General features: G+C 70.8%; 15 protein-coding genes and 1 pseudogene. 6 read left to right on the forward strand and 10 right to left on the reverse strand.

Annotation, left to right across the window (positions count from 1 at the left end; all coding sequences use genetic code 11):
• The first annotated feature begins 77 nt into the window (after positions 1–77).
• The 4 genes and pseudogenes from ABZT03_RS19330 to ABZT03_RS19345 all read left to right on the forward strand — a co-directional run.
• Positions 78–719, forward strand: a complete 642-nt coding sequence (locus ABZT03_RS19330) for a TetR/AcrR family transcriptional regulator (protein WP_356040880.1) — start codon at positions 78–80, stop codon at positions 717–719.
• Positions 720–954: 235 nt separating this feature from the next.
• Complete coding sequence (locus tag ABZT03_RS19335) at positions 955–2010, forward strand: endonuclease/exonuclease/phosphatase family protein (RefSeq protein ID WP_356040882.1); 1056 nt, start codon at positions 955–957, stop codon at positions 2008–2010.
• Between the two features lie 152 nt (positions 2011–2162).
• Positions 2163–3389 (forward strand): MFS transporter, encoded by a 1227-nt coding sequence (locus tag ABZT03_RS19340; RefSeq protein ID WP_356040884.1) that lies wholly within the window; start codon positions 2163–2165, stop codon positions 3387–3389.
• Positions 3390–3729: 340 nt separating this feature from the next.
• A pseudogene (locus ABZT03_RS19345) lies at positions 3730–3876 on the forward strand (alpha-ketoacid dehydrogenase subunit beta); the annotation flags it as partial.
• Here ABZT03_RS19345 and ABZT03_RS19350 read toward each other — a convergent pair.
• The 4 genes from ABZT03_RS19350 to ABZT03_RS19365 all read right to left on the reverse strand — a co-directional run bounded on the left by ABZT03_RS19350 (position 3851) and on the right by ABZT03_RS19365 (position 9089).
• The gene (locus ABZT03_RS19350) at positions 3851–5605 is read right to left on the reverse strand and encodes an NAD+ synthase (protein WP_356040886.1); all 1755 of its coding nucleotides are present in this window, start codon (positions 5603–5605) and stop codon (positions 3851–3853) included. The pseudogene ABZT03_RS19345 and the gene ABZT03_RS19350 sit on opposite strands and share 26 nt — an antisense overlap.
• Positions 5606–5689: 84 nt before the next feature.
• Positions 5690–7630: a S53 family peptidase gene (locus tag ABZT03_RS19355; protein ID WP_356040888.1), complete on the reverse strand. Its 1941-nt coding sequence runs from the start codon at positions 7628–7630 to the stop codon at positions 5690–5692.
• Between the two features lie 182 nt (positions 7631–7812).
• Entirely contained in the window at positions 7813–8433 is a 621-nt protein-coding gene (locus ABZT03_RS19360; protein WP_356040890.1) for a DUF305 domain-containing protein, read from the reverse strand.
• Entirely contained in the window at positions 8430–9089 is a 660-nt protein-coding gene (locus tag ABZT03_RS19365; RefSeq protein ID WP_356040892.1) for a DUF3105 domain-containing protein, read from the reverse strand. Before ABZT03_RS19365 ends, ABZT03_RS19360 begins: the two co-directional genes overlap by 4 nt.
• 337 nt (positions 9090–9426) lie before the next feature.
• Here ABZT03_RS19365 and glnA point away from each other — a divergent pair, with 337 nt between their 5' ends.
• On the forward strand, positions 9427–10788 hold the full coding sequence (glnA, locus tag ABZT03_RS19370) for a type I glutamate--ammonia ligase (protein ID WP_328746770.1): 1362 nt from the start codon (positions 9427–9429) through the stop codon (positions 10786–10788).
• 91 nt (positions 10789–10879) lie between these two features.
• Here glnA and ABZT03_RS19375 read toward each other — a convergent pair whose 3' ends face one another.
• The 3 genes from ABZT03_RS19375 to ABZT03_RS19385 are packed head-to-tail and all read right to left on the reverse strand — an operon-like array spanning position 10880 to position 12353.
• Positions 10880–11263 (reverse strand): hypothetical protein, encoded by a 384-nt coding sequence (locus ABZT03_RS19375; RefSeq protein ID WP_356040893.1) that lies wholly within the window; start codon positions 11261–11263, stop codon positions 10880–10882.
• Positions 11264–11301: 38 nt separating this feature from the next.
• Positions 11302–11511 (reverse strand): DUF397 domain-containing protein, encoded by a 210-nt coding sequence (locus ABZT03_RS19380; RefSeq protein WP_356040895.1) that lies wholly within the window; start codon positions 11509–11511, stop codon positions 11302–11304.
• Positions 11508–12353 (reverse strand): helix-turn-helix transcriptional regulator, encoded by an 846-nt coding sequence (locus ABZT03_RS19385; protein WP_356040897.1) that lies wholly within the window; start codon positions 12351–12353, stop codon positions 11508–11510. The genes ABZT03_RS19380 and ABZT03_RS19385 overlap by 4 nt, the downstream gene beginning before the upstream one ends.
• Positions 12354–12478: 125 nt before the next feature.
• Between ABZT03_RS19385 and ABZT03_RS19390 the strand changes: the two genes are divergently transcribed.
• Entirely contained in the window at positions 12479–12934 is a 456-nt protein-coding gene (locus tag ABZT03_RS19390; protein ID WP_356040899.1) for an ATP-binding protein, read from the forward strand.
• Between the two features lies 1 nt (position 12935).
• Here the strand turns inward: ABZT03_RS19390 and ABZT03_RS19395 are convergent, their stop codons facing one another.
• The 3 genes from ABZT03_RS19395 to ABZT03_RS19405 all read right to left on the reverse strand — a co-directional run bounded on the left by ABZT03_RS19395 (position 12936) and on the right by ABZT03_RS19405 (position 15476).
• Positions 12936–13955, reverse strand: coding sequence for a TolB-like translocation protein (locus ABZT03_RS19395; protein ID WP_356040900.1), 1020 nt, complete (start codon positions 13953–13955; stop codon positions 12936–12938).
• Between the two features lie 69 nt (positions 13956–14024).
• Positions 14025–14918 carry an alkaline phosphatase family protein gene (locus tag ABZT03_RS19400; RefSeq protein ID WP_356040902.1) on the reverse strand — a complete coding sequence of 298 codons (894 nt, stop codon included), beginning with the start codon at positions 14916–14918 and terminating at the stop codon, positions 14025–14027.
• Between the two features lie 117 nt (positions 14919–15035).
• On the reverse strand, positions 15036–15476 hold the full coding sequence (locus ABZT03_RS19405) for a VOC family protein (RefSeq protein WP_356040904.1): 441 nt from the start codon (positions 15474–15476) through the stop codon (positions 15036–15038).
• Positions 15477–15610: the final 134 nt, after the last annotated feature.

Below are 15610 nucleotides of genomic sequence, written 5' to 3' on the forward strand. Positions count from 1 at the left end.
GGCGACGCCGGCGCCGGGGGAGAATCCTCCCCCGGCGTTCAACCGCGTCCTCCAGCGAAAGGAAGGGACGGAGCACAGTGAGCCCCGCCGAGAACCGGACCTCCCGAGTCGGCCCGAGCAAGGGACGGCCCCGCAGCGAGGCCGTGGAACGCGCCATCCTGGAAGGCGCGATGAAACTCATGGAGGACGGTGTGCCGCTCGCGGAACTCTCCATCGAGCGCATCGCCCGTACCGCCGGCGTCGGCAAGGCCACCATCTACCGCCGCTGGAACGGCAAGGAGGAGCTCCTCGTCGACCTCCTGCGCTCCGCCGAGCCCGACGACCCGCAGCTCACCGGCACGTCCATGCGCGCCGACCTGGTGGTCCTGCTGGAGTCGCTGCGGCAGCGCGGCGTGCTCAGCCGCCGGTCGGCCATCCTGCACGGCGTCTACGCCCAGATGAAGAGCAGCCCCAAGATCTGGGCCGCGTACCAGAACACCGTCGTCGCCCCCCGGCAGCGGCTCGGCCTCGAAGTCCTGCGCCGCGGACAGGCCAACGGCGAACTGCGCGACGACGTCAACGTCGAACTCCTCAACGACCTGTTCGTCGGGCCGATGCTCGTCCGCGCCGTCCTGCGCCCGGACGCCGAACTCCCGGACGGGCTCGCCGAACAGATCGTCGACACCCTGCTCGAAGGGCTACGGCCCGTCAGTCCGCCCGCGGGCGGACCCTCCCGGTAGCGGCCCCGGCCGGCGCACGCGCAACTCCCCGCGACACCCGGCAACTCCCGGTGCGAATGTGCGCGTTTCGTCACAGACGCCCGCAGGTGCCCGCGCCGACGGAACTCGAAGGCCCGACTTGTTCGTCCTGGTGCCCGTACGGCCGTCGAGGGGCGGCGAGAACGGAACCGATCATCCCCTAGGGTCGTAGGCACAGGGGGAGATCGGTGCGCAGGGCAAGCAGTGAGGCGACGGTATGGCGCAGCAGGCATTCATGGCGGAGACGGACAACGGCGGTTCAGGGCCCGAGCGTCCGGGAGCCCGGATCCGGAGCCTGCTGAGAAACCTGTTCGCCGGCTGGCGCGGTGACCGCCGGATCTGGCGCCGCGGCCTGGTCCTCGCCTCCTTCGCCGTCCTGATCGCGCTGGTGATGCTGCTGCACGCGCAGATCCCCAACCGGATCGGCAACCTCGGCAGCCTCATCGAGACGTTCCTGCCGTGGGTGGGCGTCGTCGTGCCGGTGCTGATCGTCCTCGCCTTCGTCCGCAAGTCCGCGACCGCGCTGATCGCGGTGCTGCTGCCGACGGTCGTGTGGCTGAACCTCTTCGGCGGCCTCCTCACCGACAAGGCGGGCGGCACCGGCGGCGACCTCACGGTGGCCACGCACAACGTCAACGCCGACAACACGGACCCCTCCGGGACCGCCCGGAGCGTCGCCGCGTCCGGTGCCGACGTGCTGGCCCTGGAGGAACTGACGGCTTCGGCGGTGCCGGTGTACGAGAAGGCGCTGGCGCCGACGTACAAGTACCACTCGGTGCAGGGCACGGTCGGCCTGTGGAGCAAGTACCCGATGACCGGTGTGCGGTCGGTGGACATCAAGCTGGGCTGGACCCGGGCGATGCGCGCCATGGTGACCACGCCCGCCGGGCAGGTCGCGGTGTACGTCGCCCACCTGCCGTCGGTGCGGGTGAAGCTGGAGGCCGGGTTCACGGCCCGGCAGCGCGACAAGAGCGCGGACGCCCTCGGCGAGGCGATCGCGCACGAGAAGGTCACGAGGGTCGTGCTGCTCGGCGACCTCAACGGCACGATGAACGACCGCTCGCTCAACGCCGTGACCGCGCAGATGCGCTCCACGCAGGGCGCGGCGGGCAGCGGCTTCGGGTTCAGCTGGCCGGCGTCGTTCCCGATGGCGCGCATCGACCAGATCATGGTGAAGGGCATCGAGCCGGTGAGTTCGTGGACCCTGCCGCAGACGGGCAGTGACCACCTGCCGGTCGCGGCCCGTGTGAACGTGGCCACATCCTCCTCGTAAAACCGCACCTCAGCGGCGTGCCGACACAGAGCGGCAACCCCTGGTCGACCTCACGGAATACTGGGCCTGAGAGGCTTTGTTCCGTACGTGAACATAAGCAACGGCTTCATGTACGGAACACCGCTCTCTTTCGAAAGGCAAAAGGCCCCCTCATGCCCCTGGCCCTGCTCGCCCTCGCCGTGGGCGCCTTCGGCATCGGTACGACCGAGTTCGTGATGATGGGCCTCCTGCCCGACGTCGCGGCCGACCTGCACATCTCGATCCCCGTCGCCGGCCACCTGGTGTCCGCGTACGCGCTGGGCGTGGTGATCGGCGCGCCGCTGCTCGCCGCGGTCACCTCGCGCATGTCCCGCCGTACGGTCCTCATCGCGCTGATGGTGCTGTTCGTGGTCGGCAACGCGCTCTCGGCCCTCGCGCCCGACTACCACTGGCTGCTGGCCGCGCGCTTCCTGAGTGGTCTGCCGCACGGCGCCTTCTTCGGCGTCGGCGCCGTGGTCGCCACCACGATGGTCGCGCCCGAGCGCAAGGCCCGCTCGGTGTCCCTGATGTTCCTCGGCCTCACCGTCGCCAACGTCGCGGGCGTCCCCGTCGCCACCCTCATGGGCCAGCACCTCGGCTGGCGCGCCACCTTCCTCGGCGTCGGCGCCATCGGCCTGGCCGCGATCGCGTCGCTGGCCCTGCTGATCCCGCACGACCACGCGCACGCCCCCGCCGCGGGGCTCCGCGGAGAGCTGGCCGCGCTGCGGTCGCTGCCCGTCTGGCTGGCGCTCGGTACGACCGTCGCGGGCTTCGGCGCGCTGTTCGCCGCGTACAGCTACATCACGCCCATGCTCACCGACGCCGCCGGGTACGCCGACGGCAGCGTCACCCTCCTGCTGGCCCTGTTCGGGGTCGGCGCCACCGCCGGCAACCTGCTGGGCGGACGCCTCGCCGACCACGCGATGCGGGCCACCCTGTTCGCCGGCCTGATCTCGCTGGCCGCCGTACTCGCCCTGTTCCCGGTCCTGATGGCCACCCAGTGGAGCGCGGCGCTCGGCGTCGTCCTGCTCGGCACGGCCGCGTTCGTCACCGGCTCGCCGCTGCAGCTGATGGTCATGGAGAAGGCCGCGGCGGGGCCGTCGCTGGCGTCCTCCGCCAACCAGGCCGCGTTCAACCTGGCCAACGCCGGGGGTGCGTGGATCGGCGGGCTCGCGCTCGCCGGGGGCTTCGGGGTGACGTCCCCCGCGGTGGCCGGGGCTGTGCTGGCCGTGCTCGGGCTCGCGGTCGCCGGGGCGGCGGCTGTCGTGGACCGGCGGCGGGTCGCTCCGCGGGTCGCTCCGCGGGGCGCGCGGGTGGTCGCGGGGCATGTCCCGCGGGCGTCTGAGGCGCTGCACCACTGAGGGGTCGGTGCGGGGGGCTCCGCCCTGGGGCCCGTTCGTCAGGCGCCGGGGGCTGGGTTTGGGGGCTCTGCCCCCCGGCCCCCGCTCCTCAACCGCCGGAGGGGCTGGATGTGGGGGCTCCGCCCCCTGGCCCCCGCTCCTCAACCGCCGGAGGGGCTGGATGTGGGGGCTCTGCCCCCTGGCCCCCGCTCCTCAAACGCCGGAGGGGCTGAAATGAGCACGCCGGAGGGGCTGAAATGAGCACACGCCGGACGGGGCTGAAGTGAGCCCCGCCGGAGGGGCTGAAGTGAGCCGCCGCCGGCGAGGCTGCGTCAGCCCCCTCGGCAGAGGCTGAGGCGCCCCGTCGAACGCGGAGGACGCCTACTGGATGATGCAGCAGGCCATCCAGAGCGACGACCCGGTGATCTTCTTCGAGCCCAAGCGGCGCTACTGGGACAAGGCCGAGGTCAACACGGAGGCCCTCACGCCGACTCCCGCCAGCCGTTCGTGATCGGCAGGCGGCGGTCCTTGCCGAAGCCCTTGGCGGAGATCTTGGTGCCCGGGGGGTACTGGCGGCGCTTGTACTCGGCGGTGTCGACCATGCGCAGGATCCTGGCGACGAGGGCGGCATCGAAGCCGGCGGCGACGATCTCGTCGGCGCCCTTGTCGTGGTCGACGTAGAGGTCGAGGATCGCGTCCAGGACCGGGTAGTCCGGCAGGGAGTCCGTGTCCACCTGGCCGGGGCGCAGTTCCGCGCTCGGTGGCTTCGTGATGGAGTTCTCGGGGATGGGCGGGGTGTGCCCACGCTCGGCCGCCGCCCGGTTGCGCCACTCGGCGAGCCGGAAGACCCACGTCTTGTACAGGTCCTTGATGGGGCCGTAGGCGCCCACCGAGTCGCCGTACAGCGTCGAATAGCCCACCGCCAGCTCCGACTTGTTGCCGGGCGCGAGGACGATGTGCCCCTCCTGGTTGGACAGGGCCATCAGCAGCGTGCCGCGCAGCCGGGACTGGAGGTTCTCCTCCGCCAGGCCGGACAGGCCCAGCGCGCCCATGTACGCGTCGAACATCGGCTCGATGGAGACGGTGCGGAAGTTGAGGCCGGTGCGGCGCGCCAGCTCCGCCGCGTCGCCCCGGGAGTGGTCCGAGGAGTACTTCGACGGCATCGACACGCCGTACACGTTCCGCGCGCCCACCGCGTCGCAGGCGATCGCGGCCACCAGCGCCGAGTCGATGCCCCCGGACAGGCCGATCAGCACCGACGTGAAGCCGTTCTTCGCGACGTACGCGCGCAGGCCCACGACCAGCGCCGAGTAGACCTCCTCGTCGTCGTCGAGGCGCTCCGCGTAGCCGCCCGCGACCTCCGCCTCGTACGGCGGCAGCGGGTCCTCGGACAGCACCACGCGGTCGATGCGCAGTCCGTCGGCGACCACGCCGGTGGGCGCCTCGGGCGAGGCGGCCGGCAGTTCCAGGTCGAGGACCACGCACCCCTCGGAGAACTGCGGGGCCCGCGCGATCACTTCGCCGTCCCGGTCCACCACGATCGAGTCGCCGTCGAAGACCAGCTCGTCCTGGCCGCCGATCATGGCGAGGTAGGCGGTGGTGCAGCCGGCCTCCTGGGCCCGCTTGCGGACCAGTTCCAGCCGGGTGTCGTCCTTGTCGCGCTCGTACGGCGAGGCGTTGACGGAGAGAAGCAGCCCGGCCCCGGTGGCGCGCGCCCCCGGCACCCGGCCGCCGTCCTGCCACAGGTCCTCGCAGATCGCGAGCGCCACGTCGACGCCGTGCACGCGGACGACCGGCAGCGTGTCGCCGGGCACGAAGTAGCGGAACTCGTCGAAGACGCCGTAGTTCGGCAGGTGGTGCTTGGCGAAGGTGAGGACCACCTCGCCGCGGTGCAGCACCGCCGCCGCGTTGCGCGGGGCGCCGGCCGGCTGGCCGTACTTCGGCTGGTCGGTCTCGGACCGGTCGAGGTAGCCGACGATCACCGGCAGCTCCCCGAAGCCCTCGTCGCGGAGGCGGCCGGCCAGGCCCCGCAGGGCCGTGCGGGACGCCGTCACGAAGGACGAGCGCAGGGCCAGGTCCTCCACGGGATACCCGGTCAGCGCCATCTCGGGGAACGCCACGAGGTGCGCTCCCTGCTCGGCGGAGTGCCGGGTCCAGCGGACGATCGTCTCGGTGTTCCCGGCGAGGTCGCCGACGCTCGAGTCGATCTGGTTCAGGGCGAGACGTAGTTGAGGCACGCCGCCCAGTGTAATCGTCAATACGACGCGATGGGGTGGCGTGAGGTCAGGACCTCACGCCACCCCGTTCGCGTCAGCGCCGGATCAGTGCTTGCGGAACGACTCGACGTAGCCGCCCGCGGGCGTGCCCACGCCGGTGACGTCGTCGTATCCCTTGACCGCCGACAGCGAGCTGTCCTTGCCCAGGCTGCGGACGGAGGTCAGCAGACCGTCGGCCGCGTCGAAGGCGTTGGCGAAGTCGACGCGCGCCACCGCGAGCGGGGAGCCCGTGGGGTTGTCCGTCACGTCGTGGTAGACCTTCGACCCGTACTTGGCGTAGATCGTCGGGTTGGCGAAACCGATCGCCTTGCCGCCGTGCGCCTCCTGGGCCAGGGCCTGCACCGCCGCGATCACCGGGGCGGCGAGCGAGGTGCCGCCGATCCGGTACTCGCTGTACTGCGCGGACCCGTCCGGGAAGGTCTGCGTCTGGCCGACCTTGAAGCCGGTGTTCGGGTCGGCGATCGCGGAGATGTCCGGGACCACGCGGTTGCCGGCGGCGCTGTTGGCCGTGGCGAGCGCGTTGGGGACGACACCCTTCTGGTAGAAGGGCTCGGCGACCGTCTTGCTGGTGCCGCCGCCCGCGCCCGAGGTGAAGGCGCCGGGGAAGTTGGTCCAGCTCTTGCCGTCGTCCGACAGGGCCGCCTTCTCGGTGCCCCAGCCGGTCTCCCACAGGTACTTGTCGCCCTTGCCGACCGCCAGCGAGGTACCGCCGACCGCCGTCACCCACGCCGAGTTGGCCGGGGTGTCGACCTGCTTCGTCTTGGTGTTGGCGACCTCGTCGCCGTTGTCACCGGAGGAGAAGTAGAAGCCGATGCCCTCGACCGCGCCGAACTGGAAGACCTGGTCGTAGGCGGCGGCGAGGTCCGGGGTCTGGTTGGCCTCGATGTCGCCCCACGAGTTGGACACGATGTCGGCGAGGTGGTCGTCGACCACCTTGCTGAGCGAGTCCAGCAGCGCGTCGTCGTAGCAGGAGGCGGCCCCGACGTACGTGACGTTCGCCGCGGGCGCGACCGCGTGCACGGCCTCGACGTCGAGGGTCTCCTCGCCGTACCAGCCGGCCGCCCCGCACTCCTCGGTCTTGGTGTAGCCGTCGGGCAGCACCTGGGTGAGCTGCTTGGTCTTCCAGCCGGCGTCACCGTGCTTCTTCGCGTACGTGGCCGCGTCGTAGGCGATGGTCGGCGAGGCGTACGCGTCGGTGATCGCGACCCGGACGCCCTTGCCCGTGTACGTGCCGGCGCCGTAGGCGGCCCGCAGCTGCTTGCCGGTGTAGCCCTTGACGGCGTACGGGATCTTCTTGCCGTACGCGTCCGGCAGCGTGGTCGCGGTCTTCGAGCCAAAGTACGAGGAGAACGGCCCGGAGTTCTTGAACACGGCGTCCGGCGGGGGCAGCGTGTCGCTGTGGGTCGCCTTGTGCGGCGCGTTGTCCAGGCCGGTGACCGTCAGGACGGCACCGTCCAGGGCGTCCGGCGCGGAGGCCGTCCTCGCCGGGGCGCGGTAGGTCTTCGAGCCCTTGGCGTAGTTGTGCAGCTGGGTGCCGAACGCCTTCTCGGCGGCGGCCACGTCACCGGTGACGGAGACGTAGTGCTCGGTGACACCGGTGACCTTCAGGCCGGCGGCCGCCAGCCAGGACTTCACCGCGGCGACCTGCGCCTTGGTCGCGCCGTAGCGCGCCTGCGCCTGTCCGGCGCTCAGGTACTTGCCGTACGCCGCCGAGTTCGGGTCCGACACGGCCTTCGCGTACGCGGCCAGGCCGGAGGCGTCCCGGCCGGCGAGGTAGACCCGGGCCGAGACCTGGGCACCGTTCGCGGTCGCACCCTTGTCCGCCTTGGCCGTGGCCCAGGCGGGCTTGGTGCCCGCGAGCGTGTCCCGGCCCGGGGTGTCCGCGGCGTGCGCGGCGGGTATGCCGAGCGCCAGCGCGCCGGCGAGCATCGGCAGTGTGGCCGCCATGCTCACCCCGGCGCGCATCGTGGCGCGGTTGGATCTCATGGAACCCCCTGTGTGCGGTTCGTCGCGCGAGTGGATCACTCGCCCGGGGTCACTCTGTCGATGAACCGTTCATGCCAGGGGAATGGAATGACCAAGAAGAGCCCAAGTGGCCGCAACCAGGGCGGATTTGGCGGTTACGGCAGCGAACTCTAGGGAAAACCCTATGGCCGCCCGGTGGCTCCCTACGGCCGGGCCGCCGCCCCGCGCTTCTTGAGCAGGTCCGCCATCAGGCCGATCTCCGACTGCTGCGCGTCCACCATGCCCTGCGCGAGCCGCTTCTCCACGCCGACCGTGCACCGCGCGACACAGCCCTCGGCCATGTGGATACCGCCCTTGTGATGGTCCGTCATGAGCTGGAGGTAGAACACCTCGGCCTGTTTGCCGTCGAGCGTGTCCAGCTTCTTCATCTCCGTGTTGGTCGCCATGCCGGGCATCAGCGAGCCGTCCTTGCCGGAGGCCATGCCGCCCATGTCCATCCACGTCATCGGTGCTTGCGCCGACACCTTCGGCAGGTCCCACAGGTCCAGCCAACCCAGCAGCATGCCCCGCTGGTTGGCCTGCGTCTGCGCGATGTCGTAGGCGAGCCGCCGCACTTCGGCGTTCTTCGTGCGGTCGCGCACGATGTACGACATCTCCACGGCCTGCTGGTGATGCACCGCCATGTCCCGCGCGAACCCGGCGTCCGCGGAGTCGGCCGACGGGGTGCCGCCCGAACCGTCGTCCTCGGCGACCGCGTAGGTCACCGCGCCGGCCGCGACGAGCGCCGCGGCCGCGGTGCCCGCGATCCAGCCGGCGTGCCTCACTGGGACAGCCCTCCCGTGCACGCGGCACCCGGCTCGGGCGTCTGCTTGCCCTGCACGAACTGCTCGAAGAACGCGTTCACGTTCGCGTCGCTCGCGCTCTTCACCGTGCGCTGGTGGCCCCACGCGGTCAGCATGATCGGGTCGGCCTGCTTGTCGTCCGGGCTCATCAGCGTGTACGGCGTCTTCTTCACCTTCGCCGCCAGCGCCTGGACGTCGGCCTTGGCCGCCTTGTCGGTGTACGTCACCCACACCGCGCCGTGTTCGAGGGAGTGCACGGCGTTCATGTTGTTGAGGGCCTTGGCGTAGACGTCCCCGTTGCAGTTCATCCAGACCTGGTTGTGGTCGCCGCCGACCGGGGGCTCGGTCGGGTACGTGACCTTCTTGGTGACGTGGGTGCGGCCCAGCGTGCCCTTCCAGGTCTTCACGCCGTCCTTGCCGGTGACGAAGTGGCCCGAGGTCTTCGCGTCGGACGCCGTGCCGTCGTCCTTCTGCGACCTGACGACGAGGACACCGCCGACGACGAGACCGGCGACGACCACCACGCTGGCCGCGACGACGAGGAGCCGGTTGCGGCGCTCGCGGGCCTGCTCGGCGCGGCGCATCTCCTCTATACGTGCCTTGCGTGCCGCGCTGGCGGTCTTCTTGGCGGAGCCCATGAGTGTGTCCTTCTGGGGAAAGGGACAGGACGGCGGTCGGGGCGATCTGGACGATCGGTCCGCTGATCGTAATGCGGGAGGGGTCCCTCTCGTAGGGAGGGCACGGGTAAAGCCGGGACTCGGGGGGGCCGCCCATTACGGATGTCGGTCCGAGCAGGCAAGATGGGCTGCGGAGCGGTCCACCAGCCGTACGTGAGGCGTTCACGCCGAGGTCGGCCGGACGATCAAGGTGCGCAACGCGCACGAAATGGTGTTGTGGTGGGATGCTCAGGTGCCCGACCGCCTCCCGTGGTGCGGGAGACCGGCGGCCTGACCAGCAAGGATGGGGAAGCGGAAGATGGACAAGCAGCAGGAGTTCGTGCTCCGGACACTGGAGGAGCGCGACATCCGGTTCGTACGGCTGTGGTTCACGGACGTGCTGGGCTTCCTCAAGTCCGTCGCCGTGGCCCCCGCCGAGCTCGAACAGGCGTTCGATGAGGGAATCGGCTTCGACGGCTCGGCGATCGAGGGCTTCGCCCGGGTCTACGAGTCCGACATGATCGCCAAGCCCGACCCGTCCACCTTCCAGGTCCTGCCGTGGCGCGCGGAGGCCCCCGGCACCGCCCGCATGTTCTGCGACATCCTCATGCCGGACGGCTCCCCGTCCTTCGCGGACCCCCGCTACGTCCTCAAGCGCGCCCTGGCCCGCACCTCCGACCTCGGCTTCACCTTCTACACCCACCCCGAGATCGAGTTCTTCCTGCTGAAGGACCGCCCGCTCGACGGCTCCCGGCCGACGCCCGCCGACAACTCCGGCTACTTCGACCACACCCCGCAGAACATCGGCATGGACTTCCGCCGCCAGGCGATCACCATGCTGGAGTCGATGGGCATCTCGGTCGAGTTCTCCCACCACGAGGGCGCCCCCGGCCAGCAGGAGATCGACCTCCGCTACGCCGACGCGCTCTCCACCGCCGACAACATCATGACGTTCCGCCTGGTCATGAAGCAGGTGGCGCTGGAGCAGGGCGTCCAGGCGACGTTCATGCCGAAGCCGTTCAGCGAGCACCCCGGCTCCGGTATGCACACCCACCTCTCCCTCTTCGAGGGCGACCGGAACGCGTTCTACGAGTCCGGCTCGGAGTACCAGCTCTCCAAGGTCGGCCGCTCCTTCATCGCGGGCCTGCTGAAGCACGCGGCGGAGATCTCCGCCGTCACCAACCAGTGGGTGAACTCCTACAAGCGCATCTGGGGCGGCTCCGAGCGCACCGCCGGCGCCGGCGGTGAGGCCCCCTCGTACATCTGCTGGGGCCACAACAACCGCTCCGCGCTGGTCCGCGTCCCGATGTACAAGCCCGGCAAGACCGGCTCGGCCCGCATCGAGGTCCGCTCCATCGACTCCGGCGCCAACCCGTACCTCGCCTACGCGATGCTCCTGGCCGCCGGCCTCAAGGGCGTCGAGGAGGGCTACGAACTCCCGCCGGGCGCCGAGGACGACGTCTGGGCCCTCTCCGACGCGGAGCGCCGCGCGATGGGCATCGAGCCCCTCCCGCAGAACCTGGGCGAGGCCCTGACCCTGATGGAACGCAGCGACCTGGTCGCCGAGACCCTCGGCGAGCACGTCTTCGACTTCTTCCTGCGCAACAAGAAGTCGGAATGGGAGGAGTACCGCAGCGAGGTCACCGCGTTCGAGCTGCGGAAGAATCTGCCGGTGCTGTAGGGGCGGGTCGGGAGACCTTTCCCGCGGATACGGCGCACGGGGCCGGCGGTCGTGGACCGTCGGCCCCGTGGTGTGCGGGGCGAACCGTGCGTCACTTCGGGCGGTGGCGTCCGGTGGTCGTGGTGAACCATGCGGTTCCGGCCAGGAGGAGGGTGAGTCCGGCCGTGAGCCAGAGCCAGGGGCTCCATTCCTCCACGCACGACTGGCCGGTCGCCGTCGTCGTGCAGACGTCGCCGGGGCCCCGGCGGTTGAGGTAGGCCACGTACAGCAGCGGCAGGCCGGCGCCGGCGAGCAGGCCGGGAAGGCCGGCCGCACCGCGGCGCAGCGCCACCGCGCAGGCGCCCGCGAGGGCGACGAGCAGCAGGTACACGCCGATGGTGGGGATGGTCAGCAGACCCAGACCGCCGGTCGCGCCGACACCCAGCCAGGCGAGGAACCAGGGCAGCCGTGAACCCTCTTCGGGGGTGCCGCTCACATCGCTTCCTTTCGGCGTACGGCGCAGGGGCAGCCGGGTCAGCGTCGGGACGCGTAGGTCACGAAATCGGCCCACGGGGCCCTGCCGAACGCGAGCTGGGACCCCGTCCGGTCCTTGGAGTCCCGGACGCGGACCATGCCGGGGGTCGGGGCTATCTCGACGCAGTCGGAACCGGGCTCGCCGCTGCTGTAGCTGCTCTTGAACCACCTCAGCGGCGTGCTGCCGTCGGCGGCGGACTCGACGCTCATGTCTCTCCCAGCACTTTCTCGACGAAGGTGAGTGACTCCCGTGGGGTGAGAGCCTGCGCCCGGATGCTCCCATAGTGCGTTTCCAGGAACTGCACCTCCCTCGGGTCCGAGAGGAGCCGGGTGATGTGCAGGACCTCGGTGTATCCGACGGTGGTCCCGCCGGGCAGCTTGAGGATGCGGAATCCGCCTGTCAGTCCCGCGTGGTCGTCGTGATCGCTGGGCAGCACCTGGATCTCCACGTTGCGCAACTGCCCCACTTCCAGCAGCCGTTCGAGCTGGCGTCGCCGGACCATCTTGCCTCCGACCTTGCGGCGGAGCGCCACCTCGTCCTGCACGAAGCTGAAGACCGGGACGGTCTTCGTCCGGTCGATGATCTCCTGGCGGGCCATCCGAGCGCTCACCTCACGCTCGATGACGTCCTCGCCGAGGAGCGGTCGCCTCGCGCGAAACAGTGCCCGCGCGTACTCCTCGGTCTGCAGCAGGCCGTGGATCACCGAGTCGTTGTACGCCCCCAACTCCACCGCCTCACCCTCCAGCTTGGCCAGATCCCGGAGTTTCCTCGGGTACCGCGCCTCCGCCACGTCCCGCTTCATCGCCGCGATGATGCCGCCCGCGTCCAGGACCTCGTCCGCCTTGTCGAGGAACTCCGGTCTCGGCACCCGGCGGCCGCGCTCGACCGACGACACCAGTTCCTCGCCGTAGCCGATCGCCGTGCCCAGCTCGCCCTGCGTCAGACCGGCCCGCTCGCGCCACGCCTTGAGCTGACGGCCGACCGCCTTGAGTACGGCCCCGGAGTCGTCCTCGGTCCCGCTGTCCCGGCCGGGATCGTTCGCGTGGTCCATGCAGCCCGCCTCCGCGCCAGACACGGGGTACGGGCCGGACAAAGGCCGGCCGGCACCCGGACAGTGACGCCGCGTCCCGGCGTCGTCACTGTTCAGCGTAGGTGCGGGTGGCCACGCTGAGTGACGTGAATCACGAAAACACCGATCTCGTCTTGGCCACCCGTCAGTTCACCGTGCTGCTCTCGTCCACACGCCGGGGTGCCCGGCTGGCCCGGTTGCTCACCGAGCGGCAACTGGCCGACTGGGGTCAGCCGTTCGACGCCGCCGCGCAGGTCGTCGCCGAGCTCGCCGGGAACGCCGTCCTCCACGGCCGTGTCCCCGGGCGCGACTTCCGTCTGACGCTCGCCCTGTCCGGTGCCGGCACCCTCCGGATCGCGGTGACCGACACCCGGGGCGAACGCCTGCCGCACGTCACTCAGGGCGACGCTCCGGACGCCGAGTCGGGCCGCGGTCTGCTCCTGGTGGAGGCGTACGCGGACCGCTGGGGTGTCGACCTCGGGCCCGTTCCCCGTAAGACGGTCTGGGCCGAACTCGAAGTCGGCCGGGAGCGGGCCTCCGGGGTTCGTCGCCACGGCCTCTGAGTCACCGGAGGAACGCGGGGGAGACGCCCGCCGTCAGGACGCGGTGGGGGCTTCCGGTGCCGTTCGCCGGGAGCGCGTACAGGTCCGCGCCGTAGTCGCCGGGGAGGGCGTAGACGAGGGTGTGCGCGTCCTGCCAGACCACCTGGTCGTCGACGCTGCGGGGCTCGGCGAGCGGGGTTTCGCGGCCGGTGCGCAGGTTCAGGACGTACAGGTGCCAGGGGGCGTCCTTCGGCAGGCCCGCGACGCGCTTCTTGTAGGCGACGCGGGTGCCGTCGGGGGACAGGGACGGGCATTCGACGTTCTCGTGGACGGTCGTCACCGTGCGGGTGCGCAGGTCGCCGCGGACCAGGTGGGTACGGCCCTTCGTCGACAGCGTCGCGTAGAACGTGCGGTCGTCCGGCGCGAACGTCACGCCCCAGAAGTTCACGTCCGCCGCGCGGTAGGGGTGACCGTCCTTGATGATCCGGAAGGACTCCAGGGACGGGATCAGCTTTCCCGTCCGCGTGTCCACGATCGCGGCCCGGGTCGAGAAGTCCGTGCCCGCGTACGAGTCGCCGCCGACGAACGCCGTCCACGCGGCGAGGTGGCCGGTCGGGGAGACGCGGGCCCGGGAGGGGATGCCGGGGACGGCGTAGCGGGCCCTGGTGTGCAGACGCGCGTCGAGGATCACCGCGCGGTAGGTGTCCGAGACCGTTCCGTGGACCGCCTGGAGGCACACTCCCGTGCCCGAGGCGGCGTAGAAGCGCAGGCACCTGACGCCGGACGCGGTGCGGGGGCCCGAGGGGCCGGACGCCGGGACGGTGGTCAGTTCGTCCCGGTGGGGTCCCCAGGCCATGTTGCGGAAGACCATGCGGCCGGGGGCGGTGAGGGTGACCGTGCCGGACGTGATCCGCGGGCCGCCCGGCACGGCCTGGTTACGGCGCTCCGCGCGCGCCGACGCGTGCAGCACCGAGGCCGCCGCGACCGCCGCGAGGGCGACGGCCGCCGAGAGCAGGATCAGGACGCGCGTGCGGACGGTCATGCCGGTGCCGTGCCTTTCGGGCAGAGGGTCGGGACGTCGCCTTCGGGCGAAGGGTCCAAGGGCCCGGGGTCAGGACGTCCAGATACCGGTGATGTCCTTCGCGGAGGCCGCGTTGCCCGCGTGGGTCGTGAGGCCCTGCGAGTCCTCCAGGGTGCGCAGCAGGTCGTAGTGGTTGTAGGTGGTGGAGGAGGACGAACCCGCCGTCACGGGCTGGCCGTAGAGGACCGTCGGGATGCGGTTGCCGCTGAGCCGGTTGTCCTCGTCGAAGGTGACGACGAGGAGGCTGTTGTGGGTCTTCGCCCAGGTGGCGTACGCGCCGAGGTTGTTCTTGAGCCAGGTGTCACCGGTCCCCACCGAGCAGTCGTGCATGTCGCTGCACAGGTTGGGGACGACGAAGGAGACGTCGGGCAGCGTGGTGTAGTCGGCCGGGAACTGCGTGAAGGTCTTCGCGGTCGACGTCGGTACGTTGCTGAACCCGAACCACGGGTTGTGCTTGCGGGCGTAGGTGCCGCTGCTGCACGTGGTCGAACCCTGGCTGGGCAGCGTCTCGTTGTAGCTCGCCCAGGTGTGGCCGGCGGCGATCAGTTCGGAGGCGAGGTTGGCGGCCGAGGAGAAGCCGGGGGTGTAGCAGCTGTCGTCCGTGATCCCCTGGGTGGAGCCGGAGAACAGGGCGAAGTAGTTCGGCTGGCTGGGGTGGGTCTCTGCGAACGCCTGGCTGAGGTTGGCGCCGCCGGTCTTCAGCGAGTTGATGTAGGGCGCGCTGGATGAGCCGATCACCTGGCTGTAGGCGTGGTTCTCGAAGACCACGACGACCACGTGGTCCGGGCTCGGTACGGCGGCCGCGGCCGCCTGGGCGGGCGAGAGGCCGCCGAGCCCGGTCCAGAGCCCGGCCGCGGCCGCGGTGAAGGCCAGGGTCGAGGCCACGAGGGCACGACTGCGTCGGTACACGTTTCTGCCGGACACTTCGGACCTCCGGTGGGGGTGGGGGGAGAGGCGGCGGTGGCGGTGCAGACAGAGCATGCACACGCCAATATTCCCCTGGCCGACCTCGCCCAACCGGTCGGATGAAGAGCGGGTGAACTACTCCCGCGGGGCCGCCAGGCCGGCGAGCACCTGGTGCAGGGGCTCCGTCGCCCGCCGCCGGTACTCCTGGATCGCCCAGCCGTTGCCGTCCGGGTCCTTGAAGTACATGAACGTGGCGCCGTCCTGCGGCGCCAACTGCTGCGGCTCGCTGACCTCGAGGCCGCGCGCGGTCAGCTCCTCGTGCGCCGCCTTCGCGTCCGTGACGCACAGCTGCATCCCGTGGTACGTCCCCGGCCGCGGTGTCCCGGTCGGCACCTGGAGCCCGTCCACCAGCGCGATCGAACAGCCGGAGCCGGGCGGGGTGAGCTGCACGATCCGTACGCCCTCCATCACCTCGCCGTCGAGATCGACGTGGAAGCCGACCTTGTCCCGGTAGAACTCCTTGGCCCGGTCCACGTCGGAGACCGGCAGCAGGATCACTTCGAGCGTCATGTCCATCGAACGACTCCTTCGTCGTACACCGGACCCACGTCACGAAATCGCCGCCGCGTCCGGCTGAACGGCTCCCTCTCACCGAAGCGGAAAACGCGGCATGGCGCCACCGAGAACGCGAAAGCGCCGTACGGACCGCC

Source organism: Streptomyces sp. NPDC005574, assembly GCF_040605435.1.
In the GTDB taxonomy this organism is placed as follows: domain Bacteria; phylum Actinomycetota; class Actinomycetes; order Streptomycetales; family Streptomycetaceae; genus Streptomyces.

What these genes read in the sequence shown, in the direction of transcription:
- ABZT03_RS19335 (WP_356040882.1), top strand. Translation starts at nt 955, where the DNA reads ATGGCGCAGCAGGCATTCATGGCGGAGACGGACAACGGCGGTTCAGGG.
- ABZT03_RS19340 (WP_356040884.1), top strand. Translation starts at nt 2,163, where the DNA reads ATGCCCCTGGCCCTGCTCGCCCTCGCCGTGGGCGCCTTCGGCATCGGT.
- ABZT03_RS19355 (WP_356040888.1), bottom strand. Translation starts at nt 7,630, where the DNA reads ATGAGATCCAACCGCGCCACGATGCGCGCCGGGGTGAGCATGGCGGCC.
- ABZT03_RS19365 (WP_356040892.1), bottom strand. Translation starts at nt 9,089, where the DNA reads ATGGGCTCCGCCAAGAAGACCGCCAGCGCGGCACGCAAGGCACGTATA.
- glnA (WP_328746770.1), top strand. Translation starts at nt 9,427, where the DNA reads ATGGACAAGCAGCAGGAGTTCGTGCTCCGGACACTGGAGGAGCGCGAC.
- ABZT03_RS19380 (WP_356040895.1), bottom strand. Translation starts at nt 11,511, where the DNA reads ATGAGCGTCGAGTCCGCCGCCGACGGCAGCACGCCGCTGAGGTGGTTC.
- ABZT03_RS19385 (WP_356040897.1), bottom strand. Translation starts at nt 12,353, where the DNA reads ATGGACCACGCGAACGATCCCGGCCGGGACAGCGGGACCGAGGACGAC.
- ABZT03_RS19395 (WP_356040900.1), bottom strand. Translation starts at nt 13,955, where the DNA reads ATGACCGTCCGCACGCGCGTCCTGATCCTGCTCTCGGCGGCCGTCGCC.
- ABZT03_RS19405 (WP_356040904.1), bottom strand. Translation starts at nt 15,476, where the DNA reads ATGGACATGACGCTCGAAGTGATCCTGCTGCCGGTCTCCGACGTGGAC.